17 protein-coding genes are annotated in these 19,750 nt (G+C 65.6%); 10 read left to right on the top strand and 7 right to left on the bottom strand.

Annotation, left to right across the window (positions count from 1 at the left end):
• Window positions 1–4: 4 nt before the first annotated feature.
• Complete coding sequence (locus E4K09_RS30590) at window positions 5–1,081, bottom strand: calcium-binding protein (RefSeq protein WP_134494305.1); 1,077 nt, start codon at window positions 1,079–1,081, stop codon at window positions 5–7.
• A 282-nt stretch (window positions 1,082–1,363) separates the two neighbouring features.
• A complete protein-coding gene (locus tag E4K09_RS00790; protein WP_134494303.1) occupies window positions 1,364–2,542 on the bottom strand; it encodes a BaiN/RdsA family NAD(P)/FAD-dependent oxidoreductase in 1,179 nt (392 codons plus the stop codon).
• Between the two features lie 225 nt (window positions 2,543–2,767).
• On the opposite strand from E4K09_RS00790, the gene E4K09_RS00785 reads away from it, so the two are divergent.
• A complete protein-coding gene (locus tag E4K09_RS00785) occupies window positions 2,768–3,205 on the top strand; it encodes a YqaA family protein (protein WP_134494561.1) in 438 nt (145 codons plus the stop codon).
• A 6-nt stretch (window positions 3,206–3,211) separates the two neighbouring features.
• Here E4K09_RS00785 and E4K09_RS00780 read toward each other — a convergent pair whose 3' ends face one another.
• Entirely contained in the window at window positions 3,212–3,457 is a 246-nt protein-coding gene (locus tag E4K09_RS00780; RefSeq protein WP_134494301.1) for a hypothetical protein, read from the bottom strand.
• 229 nt (window positions 3,458–3,686) lie between these two features.
• On the opposite strand from E4K09_RS00780, the gene ilvD reads away from it, so the two are divergent.
• Both ilvD and E4K09_RS00770 read left to right on the top strand, forming a co-directional pair.
• Window positions 3,687–5,516 carry a dihydroxy-acid dehydratase gene (gene ilvD / locus E4K09_RS00775; protein ID WP_134494299.1) on the top strand — a complete coding sequence of 610 codons (1,830 nt, stop codon included), beginning with the start codon at window positions 3,687–3,689 and terminating at the stop codon, window positions 5,514–5,516.
• Window positions 5,517–5,994: 478 nt separating this feature from the next.
• Window positions 5,995–7,881, top strand: a complete 1,887-nt coding sequence (locus E4K09_RS00770; protein ID WP_134494297.1) for a glycoside hydrolase family 113 — start codon at window positions 5,995–5,997, stop codon at window positions 7,879–7,881.
• 53 nt (window positions 7,882–7,934) lie between these two features.
• On the opposite strand, the gene E4K09_RS00765 is transcribed toward E4K09_RS00770, so the two are convergent.
• Window positions 7,935–10,379, bottom strand: coding sequence for an autotransporter family protein (locus E4K09_RS00765; protein ID WP_166802085.1), 2,445 nt, complete (start codon window positions 10,377–10,379; stop codon window positions 7,935–7,937).
• 10 nt (window positions 10,380–10,389) lie between these two features.
• On the opposite strand from E4K09_RS00765, the gene E4K09_RS28650 reads away from it, so the two are divergent.
• The 4 genes from E4K09_RS28650 (at window position 10,390) to E4K09_RS00750 (ending at window position 13,339) form a co-directional block, all read left to right on the top strand.
• Entirely contained in the window at window positions 10,390–10,731 is a 342-nt protein-coding gene (locus E4K09_RS28650; protein WP_166802084.1) for a hypothetical protein, read from the top strand.
• 201 nt (window positions 10,732–10,932) lie between these two features.
• The gene (locus E4K09_RS00760) at window positions 10,933–11,232 is read left to right on the top strand and encodes a hypothetical protein (RefSeq protein WP_134494293.1); all 300 of its coding nucleotides are present in this window, start codon (window positions 10,933–10,935) and stop codon (window positions 11,230–11,232) included.
• A 279-nt stretch (window positions 11,233–11,511) separates the two neighbouring features.
• Window positions 11,512–11,829, top strand: a complete 318-nt coding sequence (sugE, locus tag E4K09_RS00755; RefSeq protein WP_134494291.1) for a quaternary ammonium compound efflux SMR transporter SugE — start codon at window positions 11,512–11,514, stop codon at window positions 11,827–11,829.
• A gap of 16 nt (window positions 11,830–11,845) precedes the next feature.
• Window positions 11,846–13,339, top strand: a complete 1,494-nt coding sequence (locus E4K09_RS00750; RefSeq protein WP_134494290.1) for a GGDEF domain-containing protein — start codon at window positions 11,846–11,848, stop codon at window positions 13,337–13,339.
• A 70-nt stretch (window positions 13,340–13,409) separates the two neighbouring features.
• Here E4K09_RS00750 and E4K09_RS00745 read toward each other — a convergent pair whose 3' ends face one another.
• The 3 genes from E4K09_RS00745 to E4K09_RS00735 all read right to left on the bottom strand — a co-directional run bounded on the left by E4K09_RS00745 (window position 13,410) and on the right by E4K09_RS00735 (window position 17,100).
• Complete coding sequence (locus E4K09_RS00745; RefSeq protein ID WP_134494288.1) at window positions 13,410–14,780, bottom strand: glutamate--cysteine ligase; 1,371 nt, start codon at window positions 14,778–14,780, stop codon at window positions 13,410–13,412.
• Window positions 14,781–15,027: 247 nt separating this feature from the next.
• Complete coding sequence (locus E4K09_RS00740; RefSeq protein WP_134494286.1) at window positions 15,028–16,167, bottom strand: carboxylate-amine ligase; 1,140 nt, start codon at window positions 16,165–16,167, stop codon at window positions 15,028–15,030.
• A 186-nt stretch (window positions 16,168–16,353) separates the two neighbouring features.
• A complete protein-coding gene (locus E4K09_RS00735; protein WP_134494284.1) occupies window positions 16,354–17,100 on the bottom strand; it encodes a 16S rRNA (uracil(1498)-N(3))-methyltransferase in 747 nt (248 codons plus the stop codon).
• Window positions 17,101–17,331: 231 nt separating this feature from the next.
• Here E4K09_RS00735 and E4K09_RS00730 point away from each other — a divergent pair, with 231 nt between their 5' ends.
• The 3 genes from E4K09_RS00730 (at window position 17,332) to E4K09_RS00720 (ending at window position 19,702) form a co-directional block, all read left to right on the top strand.
• On the top strand, window positions 17,332–17,799 hold the full coding sequence (locus tag E4K09_RS00730; protein WP_134494282.1) for a hypothetical protein: 468 nt from the start codon (window positions 17,332–17,334) through the stop codon (window positions 17,797–17,799).
• A gap of 18 nt (window positions 17,800–17,817) precedes the next feature.
• On the top strand, window positions 17,818–18,747 hold the full coding sequence (gene ubiA / locus E4K09_RS00725) for a 4-hydroxybenzoate octaprenyltransferase (RefSeq protein ID WP_134494281.1): 930 nt from the start codon (window positions 17,818–17,820) through the stop codon (window positions 18,745–18,747).
• 136 nt (window positions 18,748–18,883) lie between these two features.
• Window positions 18,884–19,702 (top strand): inositol monophosphatase family protein, encoded by an 819-nt coding sequence (locus E4K09_RS00720; RefSeq protein ID WP_134494279.1) that lies wholly within the window; start codon window positions 18,884–18,886, stop codon window positions 19,700–19,702.
• Window positions 19,703–19,750 lie beyond the last annotated feature (48 nt).

Here is a 19,750-nt window from a genome sequence, read left to right as displayed (position 1 = left end):
GCGCCTAGATGATATTCGACCAGTCCAGCGCAGCCGCCGATCCTGCCCGTCCAAGACCGATCCCCGTCTCGAAGGTTCCGTTCTGGTCGAGGTCCGCGAGAAGGTAGCCCGTGTTCGTTGCTCCATTGTAGAGGAACCCGTAGCGGATGGACGGGCCCGCGAAGAGGCTCTCTGCCGCCGTGGCGGCAGCCTCGATGGAGTTTGCGCTCGTGGCGGCCTCGCCGTAGTTCAGCCCGGTTCCGGCGACGGCCATATCGATCCGGTCGAACGCGCGCCAGTCGCCGAGGACGTCAGCCGTCGCGGTGGTGATCCCGGATTCCCCGAGCTGGAAGCGGAAGGTGTCCGCCCCGGATCCGCCCATGAGAACGTCGCTCCCGGCCCCGCCCTGCAATGTGTCGTTGCCGGCCCCGCCGATCAGGGTGTCGTTGCCGTCTCCACCCTCGAGGCTGTCGTTCCCGCTTCCGCCGTGAAGCCAGTCGTTCTGGGCTCCGCCGAGGAGGCTGTCCTGGCCACGTCCGCCGGAGAGAGTATCGTCGCCACCGCCGCCGTCGAGAGAGTCGTTTCCGGCCCCACCATTCAGAGAATCGTCGTCGAAGGGGGAGCCGCTACCGCCGATCAAAGTGTCATCGCCGGTCCCGCCCATCAGGGTATTCCGGTCGAGCCCCCCGGTCAGGAGATCATGGCCGCTTCCGCCCTGCAGGGTGTCGAAACCAAACCTGCCGCCGCTCAGGGTATCGTTGCCGGACCCGCCATGCAGGAAATCGCTGCCGATCGGATCGATGCCGCTGTCGCCGATCAGCTGGTCGTCGCCGGCCCCGCCATGCAGGACGTCGTTGACGTCTCCTCCGATCAGGGTGTCGTTGCCCCAACCGCCATAAAGGGTATCCGAACCGAATCCGCCGCCACTCAGGCTGTCATTGCCGGCGCCGCCGTACAGAAGGTCGCTGCCTCGCTCCCCGCGCAGGGTGTCATGGCCACCGAAGCCCCATAGGGTGTCGTTGCCGTTCCCACCGGAGATCGAATCGTCGCTCGCCGTGCCCGGCAGGGTGTCGTCGGAAGGGGTGCCCATGATCACGGCCATGATCTCGATCTCCTGTGCCCTGGATGGCGAAACGGTGAATGGAATGCCAGCCGTCGCGGCTTCGGCGGGAACAGCCTGCTCCGATGAAACACGACAGACGACGCTTCGGATTGGGGCATCAAGGATCTCTCGTTGCCTCGCATGGATTCACGCAAGAGCGGCGTCGAGCGACGGGTGCAACGAGTCTATGGGGCGCGTCGGCAAACGCCATTGCTCAAAAGAGTACCTCTCCGTGAGCATCGGATTCAGCGCAGGAGCGGAGCCCATCTCGAGGCTTGATGCTCAGGCCGCCTGCCCCGCGCACCAGCCCGACGACCAGGCCCATTGGAAATTGTAGCCGCCGAGCCAGCCGGTCACGTCCACCACCTCGCCGATCATGTAGAGCCCGGGCACGGACTTGACTTCCATCGTCCGGGAATCGAGCTCGCTTGTGTCGACGCCGCCCAGCGTCACCTCGGCAGTGCGGTAGCCTTCCGACCCCGCCGGCTTGAAGCGCCAGCGGTTCACGGAATCGTCGATCCGCCGCAGGACCTTGTCGGAACAATCGGCGAGGTTCGCGGGCCCTTTCTCCTGCTCGGTGACGAGCTGCGCGAGACGCTTGGGGAGAAAGGCCGAGACCGCGGTCTGCAGCGCCTGCCGGCCGTTCTGCGCGCGGGCGGCGCGCAGCTCCTCGAACAGGTTCACGCCCGGCAGCAGGGAGACCGCGATCTCCGCGCCCTCGCGCCAATAGGACGAGATCTGCAGGATCGACGGGCCGCTCAGGCCCCGATGCGTGAACAGCATCGCCTCGGCGAAGGCGGTCTTGCCGCAGCCCACCACCGCATCGACCGACACGCCCGCGAGCGGCGCCAGCCGCTCGAGCATCGTCGGTTCCAGGGTCAGTGGCACGAGCGCGGGACGGGTCTCCACCACCTTCAGGCCGAAACGCTGCGCGAGATCGTAGCCGAAGCCGGTGGCGCCCATCTTCGGGATCGACTTGCCGCCGGTCGCCACCACAAGGGAGCGGCACTGCACGGCGCCGTCCGACAGCGCGAGATGAAAACCGTCGCCGGTCTTCTCCACCTCCGCGACGGATGTCCGCAGGCGCAGCGTGACGCCCGCCTGCCTCATCTCGTCGAGGAGCAGATCCACGATCTGCCGCGAGGAGCCGTCGCAGAACAGCTGACCCAGCGTCTTCTCATGATAAGCGATGCCGTATCGCTCCACGAGCGCGATGAAATCGCGTTGCGTGTAGCGGCGCAGGGCCGAGATGCAGAAGCTCGGGTTCTGCGAGATGTAGTTGGCGGGCGCGGCGTTGAGGTTGGTGAAGTTGCACCGCCCTCCCCCGGAGATGCGGATCTTCTCGCCGGGCTTGGCGGCGTGATCGAGGATCAGCACCGAACGCCCGCGCTTTCCGGCCTCGGCGGCGCACATCATCCCGGCGGCGCCGGCGCCGATCACCACCACATCGAAAGATTTCAAGAGACCCGTTCCCGAGAGATTTTCACGACAAGCCAAGCGAGCGGCGTTGGTAGTGACTTCCGCCATGCGGTGCAAGCGGGAGCGGAGCATGCCCGCTCCGCCTGTCCTCCGCTCATCGTCGTCACCGGCCATGACGCAGAGGCCATGACGGGAGAAGCTGCCGTTTGGGAAGCGCAGCCAGGCGTGGTAAGGCCGGGGTCCCGCAACGGCTTTTCCATCCGCCCCATGCCTCACCTTGCCGAATACGGCGCTCTTTTCGCGGCTGCGTTCCTCTCGGCCACGATTTTTCCGTTCCAGTCGGAGGCCGTGCTCTTCGGCATGCTGGCGGCCGAGCATTATTCGGGGTGGCTGCTCATTCTCGTGGCCAGCCTGGGCAATATCCTCGGGTCCGTCGTCAACTGGGTGCTGGGGCGGTCCTTCAGCCATTTCGAGGAAAGGCGCTGGTTCCCGGTCAAGCGGAAGCAGATGGCCCGCGCGGAGGCGTGGTATCGCCGCTACGGGCGCTGGACCCTGCTGCTAAGCTGGGTGCCGGTCGTCGGCGACCCGCTCACCATCGTGGCCGGCGTGCTGCGCGAGCCCCTGCCCGTCTTCGTCGTGCTCGTGACCCTGGCCAAGACCGGCCGCTATCTCGCCGTCGGGGCGCTCAGCCTGGGCTGGACCTGAAGGGCCTCACGGCCCCTGGAGGCTGAGCCAGATCTCCTCCAGCATGGCCGGACCGAGCACCGCGCCCGAGGAGGTGCGGATCACGGCCTGCATGCCGGCCGGAGCCTCGTTGTTCATGGCCCAATGAACCGCCTCGCGCAGGTTCTCGAACTCGGTCACGTCGCTCGGATCGCGCGAAGCGCCGCCCTGAGGCGAGGCGATCGGCTCGTATTGCAGATGAGCGGGGGCATCCCAATCGGTCTTCGGCACCATGGCGTCGTCCTGCCCTTATGCTGATGGCGTTGACAGGGACAACGCGGTCCGGGCCGCAACGGTTCAGCTTGGAAACGGCGCGCTTCCCGCCCGCGCGAGGCGCTTCTCCGGGCAAAAACGCCGGTCGGTCATGCGCTCTGCGCCTAAAGGCGGCAGCGAAATTCCTTGCATGTCGCCCGTTTTCGGTCGAACAAGACGGGCTCAAGGATTTCGCAGATCGAGACAACCCATGCCAGCCTATCGCTCTCGCACCACCACCCACGGCCGCAACATGGCGGGCGCCCGCGGCCTCTGGCGGGCCACCGGCATGAAGGATTCCGACTTCGGCAAGCCGATCATTGCCGTGGTCAATTCCTTCACCCAGTTCGTGCCGGGCCATGTCCACCTGAAGGATCTGGGACAGCTCGTCGCGCGCGAAATCGAGAAGGCGGGCGGCGTCGCCAAGGAGTTCAACACCATCGCGGTGGACGACGGCATCGCCATGGGCCATGACGGCATGCTCTACTCCCTGCCCTCGCGGGAGCTGATCGCCGATTCCGTGGAATACATGGTCAACGCCCATTGCGCGGACGCCATGGTGTGCATCTCCAACTGCGACAAGATCACCCCCGGCATGCTGATGGCGGCGCTTCGCCTCAACATCCCGGTGGTCTTCGTCTCCGGCGGCCCGATGGAGGCCGGCAAGGTCGTGCTCAACGGCGTGACCAAGAAGCTCGACCTCGTGGACGCCATGGTGGCGGCCGCCGACGACAAGGTGGCGGACGAGGACATCCAGGCGATCGAGCGCTCCGCCTGCCCCACCTGCGGCTCGTGCTCGGGCATGTTCACGGCCAATTCCATGAACTGCCTCACCGAGGCGCTGGGCCTGTCTCTGCCGGGCAACGGCTCGACGCTGGCGACCCACGCCGATCGCCGCCGCCTCTTCGTGGAGGCCGGCCACCTGATCGTCGACCTCGCCCGCCGCTATTACGAGCAGGACGATTCCAGCGTCCTGCCGCGCTCGATCGCGAACTTCGCCGCCTTCGAGAATGCGATGACGCTCGATATCGCCATGGGCGGATCGAGCAACACGGTGCTGCACCTGCTCGCCGCCGCCTACGAGGCGGAGGTGCCCTTCACCATGGCGGACATCGACCGCCTGTCGCGCCGGGTGCCGGTGCTCTGCAAGGTCGCGCCGGCCATCGCCAACGTGCACATGGAGGACGTCCACCGCGCCGGCGGCATCATGGCGATCCTCGGCGAGCTCGACCGGGCGGGCCTCCTCGATACCGCGGTGCCGACTGTCCATGCGGAGAGCATGAAGGCGGCCCTCGACCGCTGGGATGTGCGCCGCACCAACAGCCATTCCGTGCACGACTTCTACCGCGCCGCCCCCGGCGGCGTGCCGACCCAGACCGCGTTCAGCCAGGAGAGCCGCTACGACAGCCTGGACACGGACCGGGCCGGCGGCGTGATCCGCGATGCGGAGCATGCCTTCTCGAAGGACGGCGGCCTCGCCGTGCTCTCCGGCAACCTCGCGCTCGACGGCTGCATCGTGAAGACGGCAGGCGTCGACGAGAGCATCCTGGTGTTCTCAGGTCCCGCCATCGTGTTCGAGAGCCAGGACGATGCGGTGAGCGGCATCCTCAACGGCAAGGTGAAGGCCGGCGACGTGGTGGTCATCCGCTACGAGGGTCCGCGCGGCGGCCCCGGCATGCAGGAGATGCTCTATCCCACGAGCTACCTGAAATCGAAAGGCCTGGGCAAAGCCTGCGCGCTCATCACCGACGGCCGCTTCTCGGGCGGCACCTCGGGCCTGTCCATCGGCCACGTCTCGCCGGAAGCGGCGGAGGGCGGCACGATCGGCCTCGTGCGGGACGGCGACCGGATCGAGATCGACATCCCGAACCGCCGCATCCACTTGGCCGTGGCCGAGCCCGAGCTGGAACGCCGCCGCGCCGAGCAGGACGCGAAGGGCTGGCACCCCGCCGCTCCCCGCAAGCGCAAGGTGTCCGCGGCCCTCAAGGCCTATGCCATGCTCGCCACCAGCGCCGCCAAGGGAGCGGTGCGGCAGGTTTGATCCGGCGGCGCTCCTCTCCCGCCGGTGCGGGAGACAAAGGATGCCCGTCGCTTCCAGCCCTATGCTCAGCAATCAAGAGCTGAAAGCCTCGGCCGTGCATTCGAACTCACGTCCGAGGCTTTCAGAGCGTTCACGCCCCTCTTCATCAAAGAAAGACAGGCCCGCCCGCTGCCAGACCGGCGGAGCACCTTGTCGGCTGGCGTCCGCGCCTCCCACGGACGGATGGCGCAAGGCATGGTCTATGAGGTCGCGGATCGAGTGCGACTGGTTTGTCGATGGCGCCAATGCAGCGGATCGCAAGTTGCGGCCATACAACCACTAAGAATACCTCACAACCTGTAGCTGAAATCGGCCCGCTTTGACTGCGTCATTCGGCCTAACCCGATTGGAATAACGACAACTGAAGTAAGATATATTATATCTTAACTGAATCAGTTCAAAGACAGCGCAACTGTCGGCACGACAATGGGGGCACCGCATGAGCCTAGGCCAGATTCTCGAATGGGAAAGCATCACCCAGCCGTCCTACTGGGCGGGCCAGGCGCTGTCTCCCGGCGGCCAGGCGGCCATGGCCCAGATCGCCGCGACGGGAGCCAACACCCTAACGCTCATCCCGAACTTCTTCCAGACGGACAAATTCAGCAACTCGGCGGCCTTAAAGCTCGGCGATCCGAACATTCCCTGGGACAGCGAGAGCGACAGCTTCGAGCAGGTCAAGCAGACCATTCTCAACGCGAAGGCTCTTGGCATGAACGTCGTGCTCAAGCCGCACCTCGAAACCGATAATCGCGTGTGGCGCGCGGAGCTCGCGCCCACCGACCCGAAGGCTTGGTTCGACAGCTACAAGGCCATCATGGTCGAATACGCGCGGGTGGCTCAGGAGGCCGGCGCGGCGATGATCTGCGTCGGCACCGAAATCGACAGCATGATCGACCCGACCAAGCTCTGCAGCGACGGCAAGACCTACACGGAGAAATGGGGGGAGATCATCGACGCCGTGCGGGAAGTGTACTCGGGCAAGGTCACCTACGCGGCCACGTACTGGACGGTGAATAAGGTCGGTTTCTGGGACAAGGTCGATTATATCGGCGTCGACGCCTATTACCCGCTCTCGACGGTGGACGACCCCACCGTGGACCAGATGGTGGATGCCTGGGTGAAGCCGCATTTCAACCCCTGGATCCGAGATGACCTGCTCGGCGGCAAGTCCATCGTCGATTACTACAAGGCGCTGTCCGCGCAATACGGCAAGCAGGTGATCTTCACCGAAGTCGGTTATCGCAGCGTGCAGGGTGGGAACAAGGATCCGGGCGTTTTCGGCAGCGGCGGCACGGTCGATCTGCAAGAGCAGATGGACGCCTACACCGCCCTCTTCCGCGTAATGGAGAACTACGGCGGGCAATGGCTCGCGGGATCCTTCATGTGGAGCTACTACTCCTTCGCGCATCCGATGGACCCGCCATCAGAGGGAGGAGCCGGCGTCTCGTGGACGGACTACACGACGCAGGACAAACCCGCCAACGTCACGATCCGCGACCACTACTCCAACCCGACCCCTACCACCGGACTCGTCTGGAACGGCACTGCGGGCGCCGACAATCTCGACGGCGGCTACCACAACGACACGCTCAACGGCGGAGCCGGCAACGACACCCTCTGGGGTGGCAAAGGAAACGACAAACTGAACGGCGGCACCAGCGCGGATAGCATGGAGGGTGGAGCAGGCAACGACATCTACTACGTGGATTCCACGGGCGACCGGGTGGTGGAAACCGCGTCGGGCGGCACGGCCGACCGGGTCTACACCAGCGTCAGCCATAATCTCGCGGCTTACGTCGAGCAGCTTTACGCCACCGGCAGCGCGTCCCTTAACCTGACCGGCAACACGCTCGCCAACACGCTCACCGGCAATGCCGGCCGCAACAAGCTCTCCGGCGGCTCCGGCAACGACAAGCTCTATGGCGGCACTGGCAACGATACGCTCTCCGGCGGCAGCGGCCACGACACCCTGGACGGCGGTACGGGCCGGGACGTGCTCACGGGTGGGACGGGCAACGACACCTTCGTGTTCAAGGACCGGCCGGGCTCGACCCGCTACGACACGATCACCGACTACAACAAGCGCTACGACAGCATCCACCTCGACAACAAGTCCATGCCGAAGCTCGGCGGCGCGGGAAAGTTAAGCAGCTCGAAGTTCGTGCTGGGCACGGCGGCCAAGGACGCGGGCGACCGGGTGATCTACGACCGCAGCACGGGCAAGCTGTACTACGATGTGGACGGCACCGGCGCCATCGCCAAGCAGCTCATCGTCATCCTCAAGAACAAGCCCGGCCTCGCGGCTTCCGAGTTCCTGATCGTCTGAGGACAGCAATCAGAGAGCAGCGGCGCAGGCCGCAAGACCTGCGCCGCCGATGTTCAAAACCGGACCGTCAGGCCGGCTCTGACCGTGTGTTCCTGGTCGCGCCGGCCGATGGCGCCCGAATAGCTCACGTTCACCGTCATGTTCCTGCGCATCTCCCAGTTCAGGCCCGCTTCCATCACAAGACTGTCCTTGTCGATGGACGCGCCGGTCACCAGGAACGGACGCCCGTCGCCCGCATAGGAGAAGGTCGCCTTCGGCACAATGTCGCCGAAGGCGTGACGCCATCCGAGCAATCCCTTGAAGGTCACCGTGCCGGCTTGCGTCGGCATCGTGGCGATCAGGCGTGCGCCCAGGGTCGAATAGGTGGTGTCGAAGGAGTGAACCTCCCCCGCGACGGCGAGATCGGAGCCTTCCTCCACGACGCCGCGCCCTGCCACATGAACATGCGCCAGGCCTACGAACGGTTCGAGCACGACCCTGTCGCTCAGCAGGATCTCATAGCCGAGTTCCCCGAAGGCCTGGATGGAATCCGTTGAGCTGCTGGAACGGTTGGTCCCGGAGAAGCCCGTGAACCGGATGTCGCGCGTCATGTCCACGTCATGGTGGGCGTAAGCGACGCCGCCGCGCAGGTTGAGCGTACCGAAGGCGGCGGAGCCATAGAGGCCGATGTGCAGGCTCTCCACGGTGCCGCCGGATGCCAGCGTGGCGACATCGAGATCCGTCGAGAAATAGCCTACCGCGAGGCCCAAGCGATACGGCGTGCCGAAACCGCTGTCGATGCCTGCCACCAGACCCGCCGTGCTGCGCTCGAGCGCATGGGACGTGGCGGTCGCGTCCGTCGAGCCCCAGGAGCCGACGGCCTTCGCCCATATGGCCCAGTCTTGTGCGGTCTGCGGAGCGGGCACGGGAATCCGCGTGGTGGTCACCGGCCTGCCGGGCAGGTCCGCGGCATAGGCTGCGGTAACCAGATTCAACGTGCTGAAGGTCGGCAGGCCTTCCGAGCAGCGCAGGCGACAGAGCACGGCGGCCCGGAAGAGATCGTCGTGCACGAGGATCGTTCCGTTGGCGCCGACGATCGGCGCACCGGAGGTCTGGTCGAGAACGTCGGAGAGCTCATCCTCCGTCACCGAGTCGAACGGAGCGGGCGTCGGCCTGTTGTCGGGAAGCGTGCGCTGGATGCGCAGGAGCCCGAGATAGATGTTGTTCCCGTCCTTGCTCAACACGGGCCTGAAGAAAGCCAGGGTGGTGGTTGCACGCAAGAACTGCCCGGTGACTCCGTCCCTGGCCGTGAGGATGGTCCAGCGGCTGCCCGGCCTGTAATCTCCCGGCAACGTATTCACCTGCACGGTGCCGCCCCGAACATCGGCGCTGCCCTCGGCCACGATCCTGTCGCTGCGGAGAGACGCATCGAGATCGATCTTGTAGACGGTGCCGTTGGCGATGAGCACATTGCCGGTGACGGCAAGGGAGGCGATGCCGTTCATGCCGGGCGTCAATGTGCTGCCTGCGCGGGCATTGATGCTCCCGACGGTGCCGCTGCCGCCGAGCGTCGCGCCGCCATACACATTCATGTCCGCACCGCCCATGACGCCCGTCACCAGGAGGCTGCCCTGGCGCACATGCCACGGCATGACGCCGTCGTTGCTGCCGGTCACGACCCAGGTGGACGGGCCCAGCTTCTCATAGGTTTCGAAATTTCGATATTGCGCGCCGGCGCCGATCAACGCGGCATCGAACGATGCGTTCGCCGAGCCCCCTAGGGCAAACGTGTCCGTGCCGTCGCTCGCATCGACGAAGCCCGTGATGCGGGAGCTCGCGCCGATCAGAAACGAGTCGCTGCCGGCGCCGAGATCGGCAGCGGCCCCGCCGCCCGGCGCGCTCAGGGTGCCGAAATTCCGGACGCTTTCATTGCCCGCATCGAACTTGAAGAACTTGTCGTTCCGGCTGCGGATGATGCCGCTGCTTTCATTGATGATCGTGGTCGTCTCGCCGGCCCTGCTCGCAACCCAAATGCCGTAGGCACGATTCCCCGACGTATCGATCGTCCCACGATTGACGACGACGTTGCCGGTCCCCGCATCGACCTTGATGCCCCGCCCCTCCACGCCTGACGTCGTGACATTCCCCGTGTTGAGGATGGAGTTGTTGTTGCCGTGGACGCGAATTCCGTTTCCGACCGGACCAAATGTGGCGATGGCGCCGGCATTGGTGAGCACATTGCGGTCCCCATAGGCCGATAGGCCCTCGGCGCCACCCCCACCCGTGACGATGGTGCCCTGGTTGGTCGCTCTGTTCCCGGCTCCTTCGGCGAAGATCCCGATGGCCGCGCCACCCGTGCCCGTATTGAGCGTTCCGGTATTCAAAAGGATGTTGCTGTTCCCGAGAGCATGGAGGGCGCTGGCGGAATGTCCGGATGTCCGGACGCTGCCGTTGTTGGTGATCGTATTCCGGTTGCCGAGCACCTCCAGGCCATCCAGCGACGGGCCTATCGCGCTCAAGGATCCCCTGTTGATCAAACGTGTTCCCTCGCCGCGGCCGAGGACCGCGAAACCCGTCGAGCCGCTCGCGGCCGCATTCCCTTCGATGATGATGGTGCCTCCGCTCGTTGTCCTCGCGATCGGCGCATCGGCGGCTGTTGTCGTTCCTGAACAGGTGATGGTCTTTCCTGCGCTGCTGCAACTCGCCAGCGCCGTTTGCGTCAAAGCGCCGGACGCCAGGAGAAGGATCGCCGATGTGACAGCTGCTGACCGTATAATAGCGGCTCGGGGCACCAATGTAGTTGCCGCTAGGTTAGCATTCGAACGGATCATGCTTCAGCCCATGGTTGTTGCTTCGTTATGGGCCATCTAGGCAGCCGTTCGCCTCCACCACCTCTCCGAATCGAGAGGTTCGAATCCTCAGCAACAGAATATATTTTTAGACGGGCATGGAACTTTTCGTCCGTGCCGGGCAGAGCCTGCTTCCTATCGTCCGATCCCACTTTTGGCTCTTGACGTAATGGAACCGCATGGCGTCCTGTCAGGAATATTCGAAGTGCTTGCGAGGAGCCCGATGCGCCATTTTCTTTTCGCTGTCCTGCTCATGGGGGTGCCGGGCATGGCCTTTGCTCAGGGAGCGCCAGACGAAAAAGGGTTGCAGCTGACGGTGCGTCCCTCCGGCTACGAATCCGAGCAGAACGAGGCTCTCAAGCGGCAGGAGAAACTGCTCAAGCGCCTGGAGCAGAGCAACCACATGATCCGCTCGATCTGCATCAATTGCGGGGACTCGTGGAAGCATCAGATCTACGAGCCCTTCAACCCCTATGCCTCCCTGGGCCCCTCCGTCCGCCCCTCGGACGAACCTGTGAACTGACCCCGCGCGGAGCGCCCGCCCCGGCCTCACCCGTGGGCATTTCTGCAATGGCAGCTACTATTGAGACGCATGCGGACGCCCTGTATATCTCAAGAAGCGCAAGGGGGGCCTCGCGTCAGAGCATCGTGCGGATCCAGAGGGCCGCGTCAGCGACCCGAACGACGCTCTCATTGAAGAAAGCAAGCATCGGATCGACCCTGATAGTGCAAGTCCACTTTTGGGTCCGGTGCTTTAGCATCTCGGAAAAGGGGTGTCACCGGATGGTGACGTGAGACCTGTATGGCGTGGGTTTATCTGTTTTTGGCGGGTCTTCTCGAGGTCGGGTGGGCGATCGGGCTCAAATATACCGACGGATTCACGCGGCTCGTGCCCTCGGTGCTGACCGCCATCAGCATGGTGGCCAGCGTCCTGCTCCTCGGAATCGCCCTCAAGAGCCTCCCCGTCGGAACCGGATATGCCGTCTGGACCGGCATCGGAACCGTCGGCACCGCCCTCCTCGGCATCGTTCTCCTGGGCGAGCCCGCCACGGCGCTCCGCCTCGGCTGCATCGGCCTGATCGTCGCCGGCATCCTCGGCCTCAAGTTCGCCGGCACGTGACGGGAGACCGGGACTGATGCTTTCCCCTCCTTCCAAGGCCTATTCATCGTCCCGATGGCTCAAGATCTTCGTCACGGTCGTATGCCTCGCCATCGTCGCCCTCGAGGGCTGGAGGGACTGGACCGAGCGCCAGCAGGAATTCGTCCGGATCGAGGGCGAGATGAGCAACCTCGCCAAGTCCCTGGCCCAGCATGCGGAAGACACCTTCAACCGGGCCGACGCCATCCTGGTCGACATGGTCGACCGCCTGGAGCGCCAGGCGGTCGACCATGTCGACATACGGCCCATGGAGGAATTTCTCTCCGAGCGCATTCAGACCCTTCAGGCCCTGAAGTCCCTCACGGTCTATGGCGAGGATGGCTTCGTCCTTGCCAGCTCGCTTCCGGGCCACAGCCGGGTGAACGTCAGGGATCTGGCGTTCTTCCGGCATCATGCCGCCTCGCCGGACGGTAAATGGTTCTTCGGGCCGCTCGTTCAGGATCCGCTCGGGGGCGACCGGGTGCTGACCCTGTCCCGTCGCCTCGACAGGCCCGACGGCAGTTTCGCCGGCGTCGTCCAGGTCAGCATTCCGCCTCGCTACTTCGCGAATTTCTTCGGTCGCATCGACCTCGGCTCCCAGGGAACGATCGTGATGGTCAGCACCTTAGAGAGGGGGAGGATCCTGTCGCGCTACCCTTATGACGCATCCGTGATCGGCACCACGCCACCTCCACCCCCATGGCTGCTGGACGGCAGCCCCTCCGGCTCCCAGCCTTATCTCTCTCCCGTGGACGGGATGCCGCGTCTCGCCGGCTACCAGCGCAACCACGTCTATCCGGTCGTGCTCCTGGCAGCCGTCGGGCAGGAAGAGGCCCTGAGGAACTGGACCATGGAGTTTCAGATCCGCTCGCTCGGCGTGGCCATTCTCATCGTCATCATCGGCCTGCTGGGCTGGAGGCTCGCCCGCGAATTGCGGCGCCGCGAGCAGGCTGAGGCCGAACTCGCCGTGCTCGCCGCAACGGACCCCCTGACGGGTCTCGCCAACCGTCGCACCTTCGACTTGCGGCTGGAAATCGAATGGCTGCGCGCCGCGCGGGACGGAACGCCGCTCTCGCTGCTTCTGATCGATGTCGATCAGTTCAAGTCCTACAACGATTTCTACGGGCACCAGCAGGGCGACGAATGCCTGCGCAAGGTGGCAAGGGTGATCGCGGACGGCGCGAGGCGCCCCGGCGATCTGGTGGCCCGCTACGGAGGCGAGGAGATCGTCGTGCTGCTGCCGGGCACGGATGCGAGCGGCGCCGCGACGATCGCCGAGAGGATCCGTGCGAGCGTCGAGGCGCTGGCCGTGCATCACGAGGCCAATTCACCATCGTACACCCTCACGATCAGCATCGGCAGCGTCACGCAATCGCCTGCCGCCGACCCTTCCAACACGAGCCCGGCCAGTCTCATCGAGATGGCCGACAAGGCGCTCTATCAGGCCAAGCAGGACGGCCGCAATCGCGTTGCCATCGCGACCGCCGCCTAGAGCATCGGTCCGTTCCCCGCCCCCGATGACGGGGCGCCGCCGGCGCCGGCACGGACCCGCTTCGGCTCTCTCAGAACACGCAGTCCCGGAAGGCCGGGAGCACCGATCCTCCCCATCGTTCATGGTAAAGCTCCAGGAGCCGCTCGGCCGCTGTCCGTCCCGAGAGGACGATCTCTTCGGCATAGGCGAGATGCTTCGTCTCGTCCTGCCCGGCCTCGTCGAGGCAGGCGCGGCGCTTGAGGCCTTCGCGCGAGAGCGCGAGCGCGTCGCGCGCGATGTCCTGGACATTGCGCCCGGCAATCTGCGCTTTCAGCGCGAGTTTCGGCACATCGGCGCGCAGCCGCTCGCGCTCATCCGCGCTCCAGCCTTTCACGAGCTCCCAGGCTCCGTCGAGCGCAGCCTCGTCGTAGAGCAGTCCCGTCCAGAAGGCGGAGAGCGCCACGATGTGCTCGAGGCCGCCCACATCCGCGCCACGCATTTCGAGATAGCGCTTCAGGCGCACTTCCGGGAACAGGGTCGAAACGTGGTTCGCCCAGTCGGACCGGGTCGCGCGCTCGCCCGGCAACGGCGCGAGCCTGCCGGCGAGAAGATCCCGGAACGAGGCGCCGGTCACGTCGTGATAGGTCGCGCCGCGCTTGACGAAATACATCGGCACGTCCAGCGCCCAGTCCACATAGCGCTCGTAGCCGAAGCCGTCCTCGAACGCGAAGGCCATCATGCCCGTGCGGTCCCGGTCCGTATCGAGCCAGATGTTCGAGCGCATGGAGAGATAGCCGTTGGGCTTGCCCTCGGTGAAGGGCGAGTTCGCGAAGATCGCCGTCGCGACCGGCTGCAACGCGAGCGAGACGCGCAGCTTCTTCACCATGTCGGCCTCGGACGCGTAGTCCATGTTCACCTGCACGGTGGACGTGCGGTACATCATGTCGAGGCCGAGCGAGCCGACCTTCGGCATGTAGTTCGTCATGATGCCATAGCGCTTCTTGGGCATGACGGGCGTTTCGGCGCGTGTCCACAAGGGGCTCATGCCGAGTGTGAGGAATCGGATGCCGAGGCTCTCGCCGATCGCCTTAACGTCGGCGAGGTGCCGCGCGGTTTCGCAGGCCGTCTCGTGCAGCGTCTTGAGCGGCGCGCCGGAGAGCTCGAACTGGCCGCCGGGCTCCAGCGAGATCGCGCCGCCGCCGGCTTCGTCGAACAACCCGATCGGATGCTCGTCCTCCATGATGGCGGACCAGCCGGTGCGCGCCTGCAAGCCTTCGAGGAGCGCGCGAATGCCGCGTCCGCCGTCGTAGGGAACGGGGGATTCGTCCGCCTCGTAGAAGGGAACCTTCTCGTGCTCGGTCCCCAACCGCCACCTGTCGCGTGGCTTCTCGCCTTCCGCGATCCACTCCACGAGCTCAGCCCGCGCGCCGATGGGGGTCGTATCGGATACGTCCCGCGCCATACATCACCTCATCCAAAAAGCGCGTTCAAGGCGCGCCGACTCAGGGATCGTGACTAGATAGGCGGGTTAAGGCCAAGCTGCAACGAGAGTTCGTCCCACAAAATGCGGGGCCGGTTTTGCGCCCTGGCATCGGACCCGGAAGCGGACGACACTTCCGGGACCCACCCGATGCGCCCATTGAGAATAGCGCACCCTCTGAGCGGGCCGAGGGCCCATGCCGCGGAAAATCAGGGTCCGCACAAATTCCCTAGTGCCGAACGACCGTGTCCCCGACGGTTTCGGCGGAGAGCCAGTCGACCACGCCGACTAGGGCATCCCGGCTCGACAGGCCGCGCCCGAGGGCCTCCGTGTAGAGGGTGAGCTGCCGGTCGGCGCTGGTGCCGCGCGCCACGATCCAGCGGGCGAGATCGACCTCGCGTTCGCAGCCGAGCTCCTTCGCGTCGCCCCGGATCATGTCCAGCACCTCGTCGAGGATCTCGCGCACGGGCTTCGCGCTGCGGGTCTTCTCGTCGACGAAGCTGCCATGGATGCCGTAGCGCATCGCGCGCCAGCTGTTCTCGTCGTTGATGGCGCGGGACGCGCCGGTCTGGCCGGCATTGAGCGTGGCATCGAGGCTCAGGCGGCGCACGAGGCAGCGATAGAGCGCCGCGATCGCGATGGTGTCGTCCACCCGCGTGCAGCTGTCGGCCACGCGCAGCTCGAGGGTCGGGTGCTTGAGCGAAGGCCGGATCACCCACCACACATAGCTCGAATTCTCGATGGCCCGGGCGGCCACCAGCGTGTCGATATAGCGCTGGTAATCCTCCGCGCCGTCGAACAGGTCCGGCAATCCGGTGCGCGGCAGCTCACGGTAGGCCGCGAGCCGGTAGCCCAGGAGGCCCGTGCGCTGCGCCTGCCAGAACGGCGAGGACGTGGAGAGCGCCAGCAGCAGCGGCAGATAGGGCTGGATGCGGTTCATGATGTCGACCCGCGCCGCGAGATCCGGCACCTCCACATGCACATGCATGCCGCACAGGACCGTGCGGCTGCCGAGCATCTGCAGGTCGTGCATCACCTTGCCGTAGCGCGGCTGCGCGTTGGCGCGCACGCGCGACCACACGGCGAGCGGATGCGTGCCGGAGGCCATGATGGAGAGATTGTACTCGCGGGCGATCGCGCCCACCGAGGAGCGCAGGCCCGTGAGTTGGGCGCGGGCCTCGGCGAAATCCACCATCGGCTTGGTGGCGATCTCGATCTGAGGCTCGAGCATCTCGGGCTGGATTCCGTCCGCGAGCTGCTCACGGCAGGACGCGAAGAATTCCCGGATTCGACCCTTGGCCACGTCCCGCTTGGCGGCATCGTTCACAAAGTACTCTTCCTCGATGCCGAACTTGAAATCCCAGCTCATTTCCCGGTTTCCTCGATGTGTTTCTCAGGAATGACCCTTGCACGCGCAGGATGGCCTGCCGCCCGCTCCAAACTCCGCCCGAATGGGGCGTGAGTGGGGCGAATCGACGCTAAACTGCTAGGCTTCTGAATCTAGAGGCGAAGCGACCTGGCTCGAAGGGGCTCGGCCCATCGTCGGATGGCCGCGTCAGCTCCAATCGCCAAGCACGGACTGAACGATCGCGAGGGCTGCCACTGCGGCGGTATCGGCTCGCAGGATGCGCGGTCCCAACGATACGCGAACACAACTTTCGTGGGCGGCGACAAGCGCTCTCTCCTGATCGGTGAAACCCCCTTCGGGGCCCACGATAACGGCAACGCCTGCCGGATTGTTCCCAAGCTTGGCCAGAGCCTGGACCGGGTTGGAAACCGGCGCGTCCTCGTCGCAGAACACGAGTACGCGATCCTTGTCCAAGGTCTTGAGGAAAAGCTCCAAACTCTCCTCTTCGCGCACCTCCGGAAGCGTCAGGATTCCGCATTGCTCCGCCGCCTCGACGGCGTTGCTGCGCATGCGCTCCAGGTTGACCCGCGTGCTCTGGGTCCGCCGGGTGATGACCGGCTGGAGGGTGCCGGCGCCCATTTCCACCGCCTTCTGGACCATGTAGTCCAGGCGCGCGTGCTTGAGGGGCGCGAAGGCGTAGATCAGGCTCGGCCTCGCCGTCTGCCCGCGAGTCCGGTGGGCGCAGACCAGATCGGCCGCCTTGCGCCCTTCCACGGCGATGTCGGCGCGCCATTCCCCATCCTGGCCATTGAAGACCAGCACGCCCTCGCCGGTCTTCAGGCGGAGCACATTGAGCAGATAATTGGCCTGCCCCCGGTCGAGGGCGATCCTCGCGCCTTCGTGAAGAGGCGCGTCGACGAACAGGCGGGGGGCGTTGAAGTCGTAATCGGCCATGGGACGTGCGAGGGGGCTTTCGAGCGGTTGAGCCCCGAGCCATACCAAGTTCCCCCTGGCCTGGGGAGGCCTTTGCGGGCCTTCGGTCATCTGAAATTAAGGTGCGCCATGGCACAGCTTGCTCCCGGGCGACCAATCGCCCCTGGAATCACCCCTTGGCCTGGAGCCCCGTAAGCTGTTAACAGAGCACAGGCTCGCGAGACGTCGCGGGCTTTTTGAAGGATTTTTGCCATGACGCACATCCGTCCGACCATATTGGCCGCGCTTGCCGCCGTTGGCATTCTTGCATCCGCTCCCGCCTTCGCGCAGTCGAGCGCCTGTCAGGACGGGCAGAAGATCCTGCTCGAGCGGCAGAGCATCATCAAGCAGATCAACGGCCTGACCGGCGGCGGCAAGAAGAAGCAGATCGACCCGCGCGCCGCCTGCGGCGTCTTCGGCAAGCTCGTGAGCAATGGCGATGCCGGCCTGAAATGGATGACCACCAACAAGGATTGGTGCCAGGTGCCCGACCAGGTGGTCACGAATTTCGAGCAGGATCACAAGCGCGCCCAGACCTTCAAGTCGCAGGCCTGCGGTGCCGCCGCCAAGATGGCCGAGATGGAAAAGCGCGCCAAGCAGCAGGCCCAGCAGCAGGGAACCCCCGGCCGCATCGGCGGCGGCCTGACCGGCACCCTCAACGTGCCGAAGGGCGCCCTCTAAGCGGGATTTCCGGCGATCATGGAGCAACCCGGGGCGTCATCCCTTCCCGATGCCGTGCGCGGCCATTGGGCCGAAAGATGGGCCCCGGCGGGCCTGCGCCCCTATCTCCGCCTGGCGCGGATCGAGCGGCCCATCGGCTGGTGGCTGCTGCTCCTCCCCTGCTGGTGGTCGGCGGCGTTAGCCGCCATCGCGAAGGGCCAGCCCTATCCCGACCCGCTCCATTGCGTTCTCTTCCTGATCGGCGCCGTGGCCATGCGCGGCGCGGGCTGCACCTATAACGACATCGTCGACCGGGACCTCGACATCCGGGTGGAGCGGACCCGCCAGCGGCCCCTGCCCTCCGGCCAGGTCAGCCTGAAGGGGGCGCTCGTTTTCCTGGGACTTCAGGCCCTTGTCGGGCTCCTCGTCCTTCTGCAGTTCAACGCCTTCGCCATCGCGACGGGTTTCGGCTCGCTTGCGGTCGTGGCGCTCTATCCCTTCATGAAGCGGTTCTTCTGGATGCCGCAGATCGTGCTGGGGCTCGCCTTCTCCTGGGGCGCGCTGATGGGCTGGGCCGCAATGTTCGGGTCCTTGAGCCCGGCGCCGGGGCTGCTCTATCTCGCCAGCATCGCCTGGGTGGTGGGATACGACACCATCTATGCCCTTCAGGACATCGAGGACGACGAGATCGCCGGCATCAAGTCCTCCGCCCGCTTCTTCGGCGAGCGCGTGCGGCAGGGCGTCGCCGCCTGCTACGGCCTGACCGTGATGCTCATGATCGCGGCCTTCCTCCAGGCCGGCGCGGGCGTCGCCGCCTTCGTGGGCCTTTTCCTCTTCGCCCTTCATCTCGGCTGGCAGGTGGCCCGCATCGACCGCTCCGACGGCGCGGGCGCCCTGCGGCTCTTCCGCTCGAACCGGGATGCCGGGCTGATCCTCTTCGCCGCCATGGTCATGGACGCCCTGTTCTAGACCGGACGCATCATCGGAGAGCCCTGGCTTCCTTCACGTCACCCCGTCATCACGGGCTGGTGCCGGCCATGACGAGGTGAGGTTTCTTTGCCGCTCTCCCTGGCATCCGCCGGCGATCCCTCCCATCTTGGACCCGATGCTTTCCTCAGCCTCCGATTCCCTTGCCCGTCTCGCCGAGGCCGTGCGCGACGCGGCGCGCCAGGCCGGCGCCATCGCCCTTCCCTATTTCCGGTCCGGGGAGCAGACGGCCGCGCGCCTCTGGTATAAGGGCCAGGGGGCTTCGGGGCACAGCTCCCCGGTCACGGAAGCCGACATCGCCCTCGACACCTTCCTGAAGGATCGCCTCACCGGGATTTTACCGGAAGCCGGATGGCTGTCGGAAGAAACGGCGGACGATCCCGCCCGCCTGGGGCGCAGCCATGTGTGGGTGGTCGACCCCATCGACGGCACCCGGGCCTTCGCCTCCGGGCACCCCGACTGGGCCGTGTCGATCGCGCTCGTGAAGGACGGCGCCCCGGTGCTCGGCATCCTCCATGCCCCCATTCACGACCGTCTCTACGAGGCCATCCTCGGCGGCGGAGCCTGGTGCAACGGAGACAGGCTCCGGCTCTCCGAAACGGCGCCTCCCGGCCCCGCCCGCGTGGCCGGCCCCAAGCCGCTGGCGGACCGGTTCGAACGGAACACCGGCCCCGTCGAGCGCCTGCCTAAGGTGCCCTCCCTGGCGCTGCGCCTCGCCCGCGTGGCGGACGGCTCGATCGATGTCGGGCTCGTTTCCCACAATTCACAGGACTGGGACATCGCCGCCGCCGATCTCATCCTCCGGGAAGCGGGAGGCGTTCTCACGGATTTCTCAGGTCTGCCACCGGCTTACAACAAACCTGAGCCACGGCATGGCGAGATGATTGCCGTTGCGTCACGGTTGCATCCTCGTGCTATTGGAGCCATGAGGACCTGAACAAGGTTTGCCTCCCAGCGACATACCATCCCAATATCCATTCACGAG

Origin of the sequence: Microvirga pakistanensis, assembly GCF_004458765.1 — a bacterium.
Lineage (GTDB): Bacteria > Pseudomonadota > Alphaproteobacteria > Rhizobiales > Beijerinckiaceae > Microvirga > Microvirga pakistanensis.
This window is presented reverse-complemented; position numbering and strand designations above follow the sequence as displayed.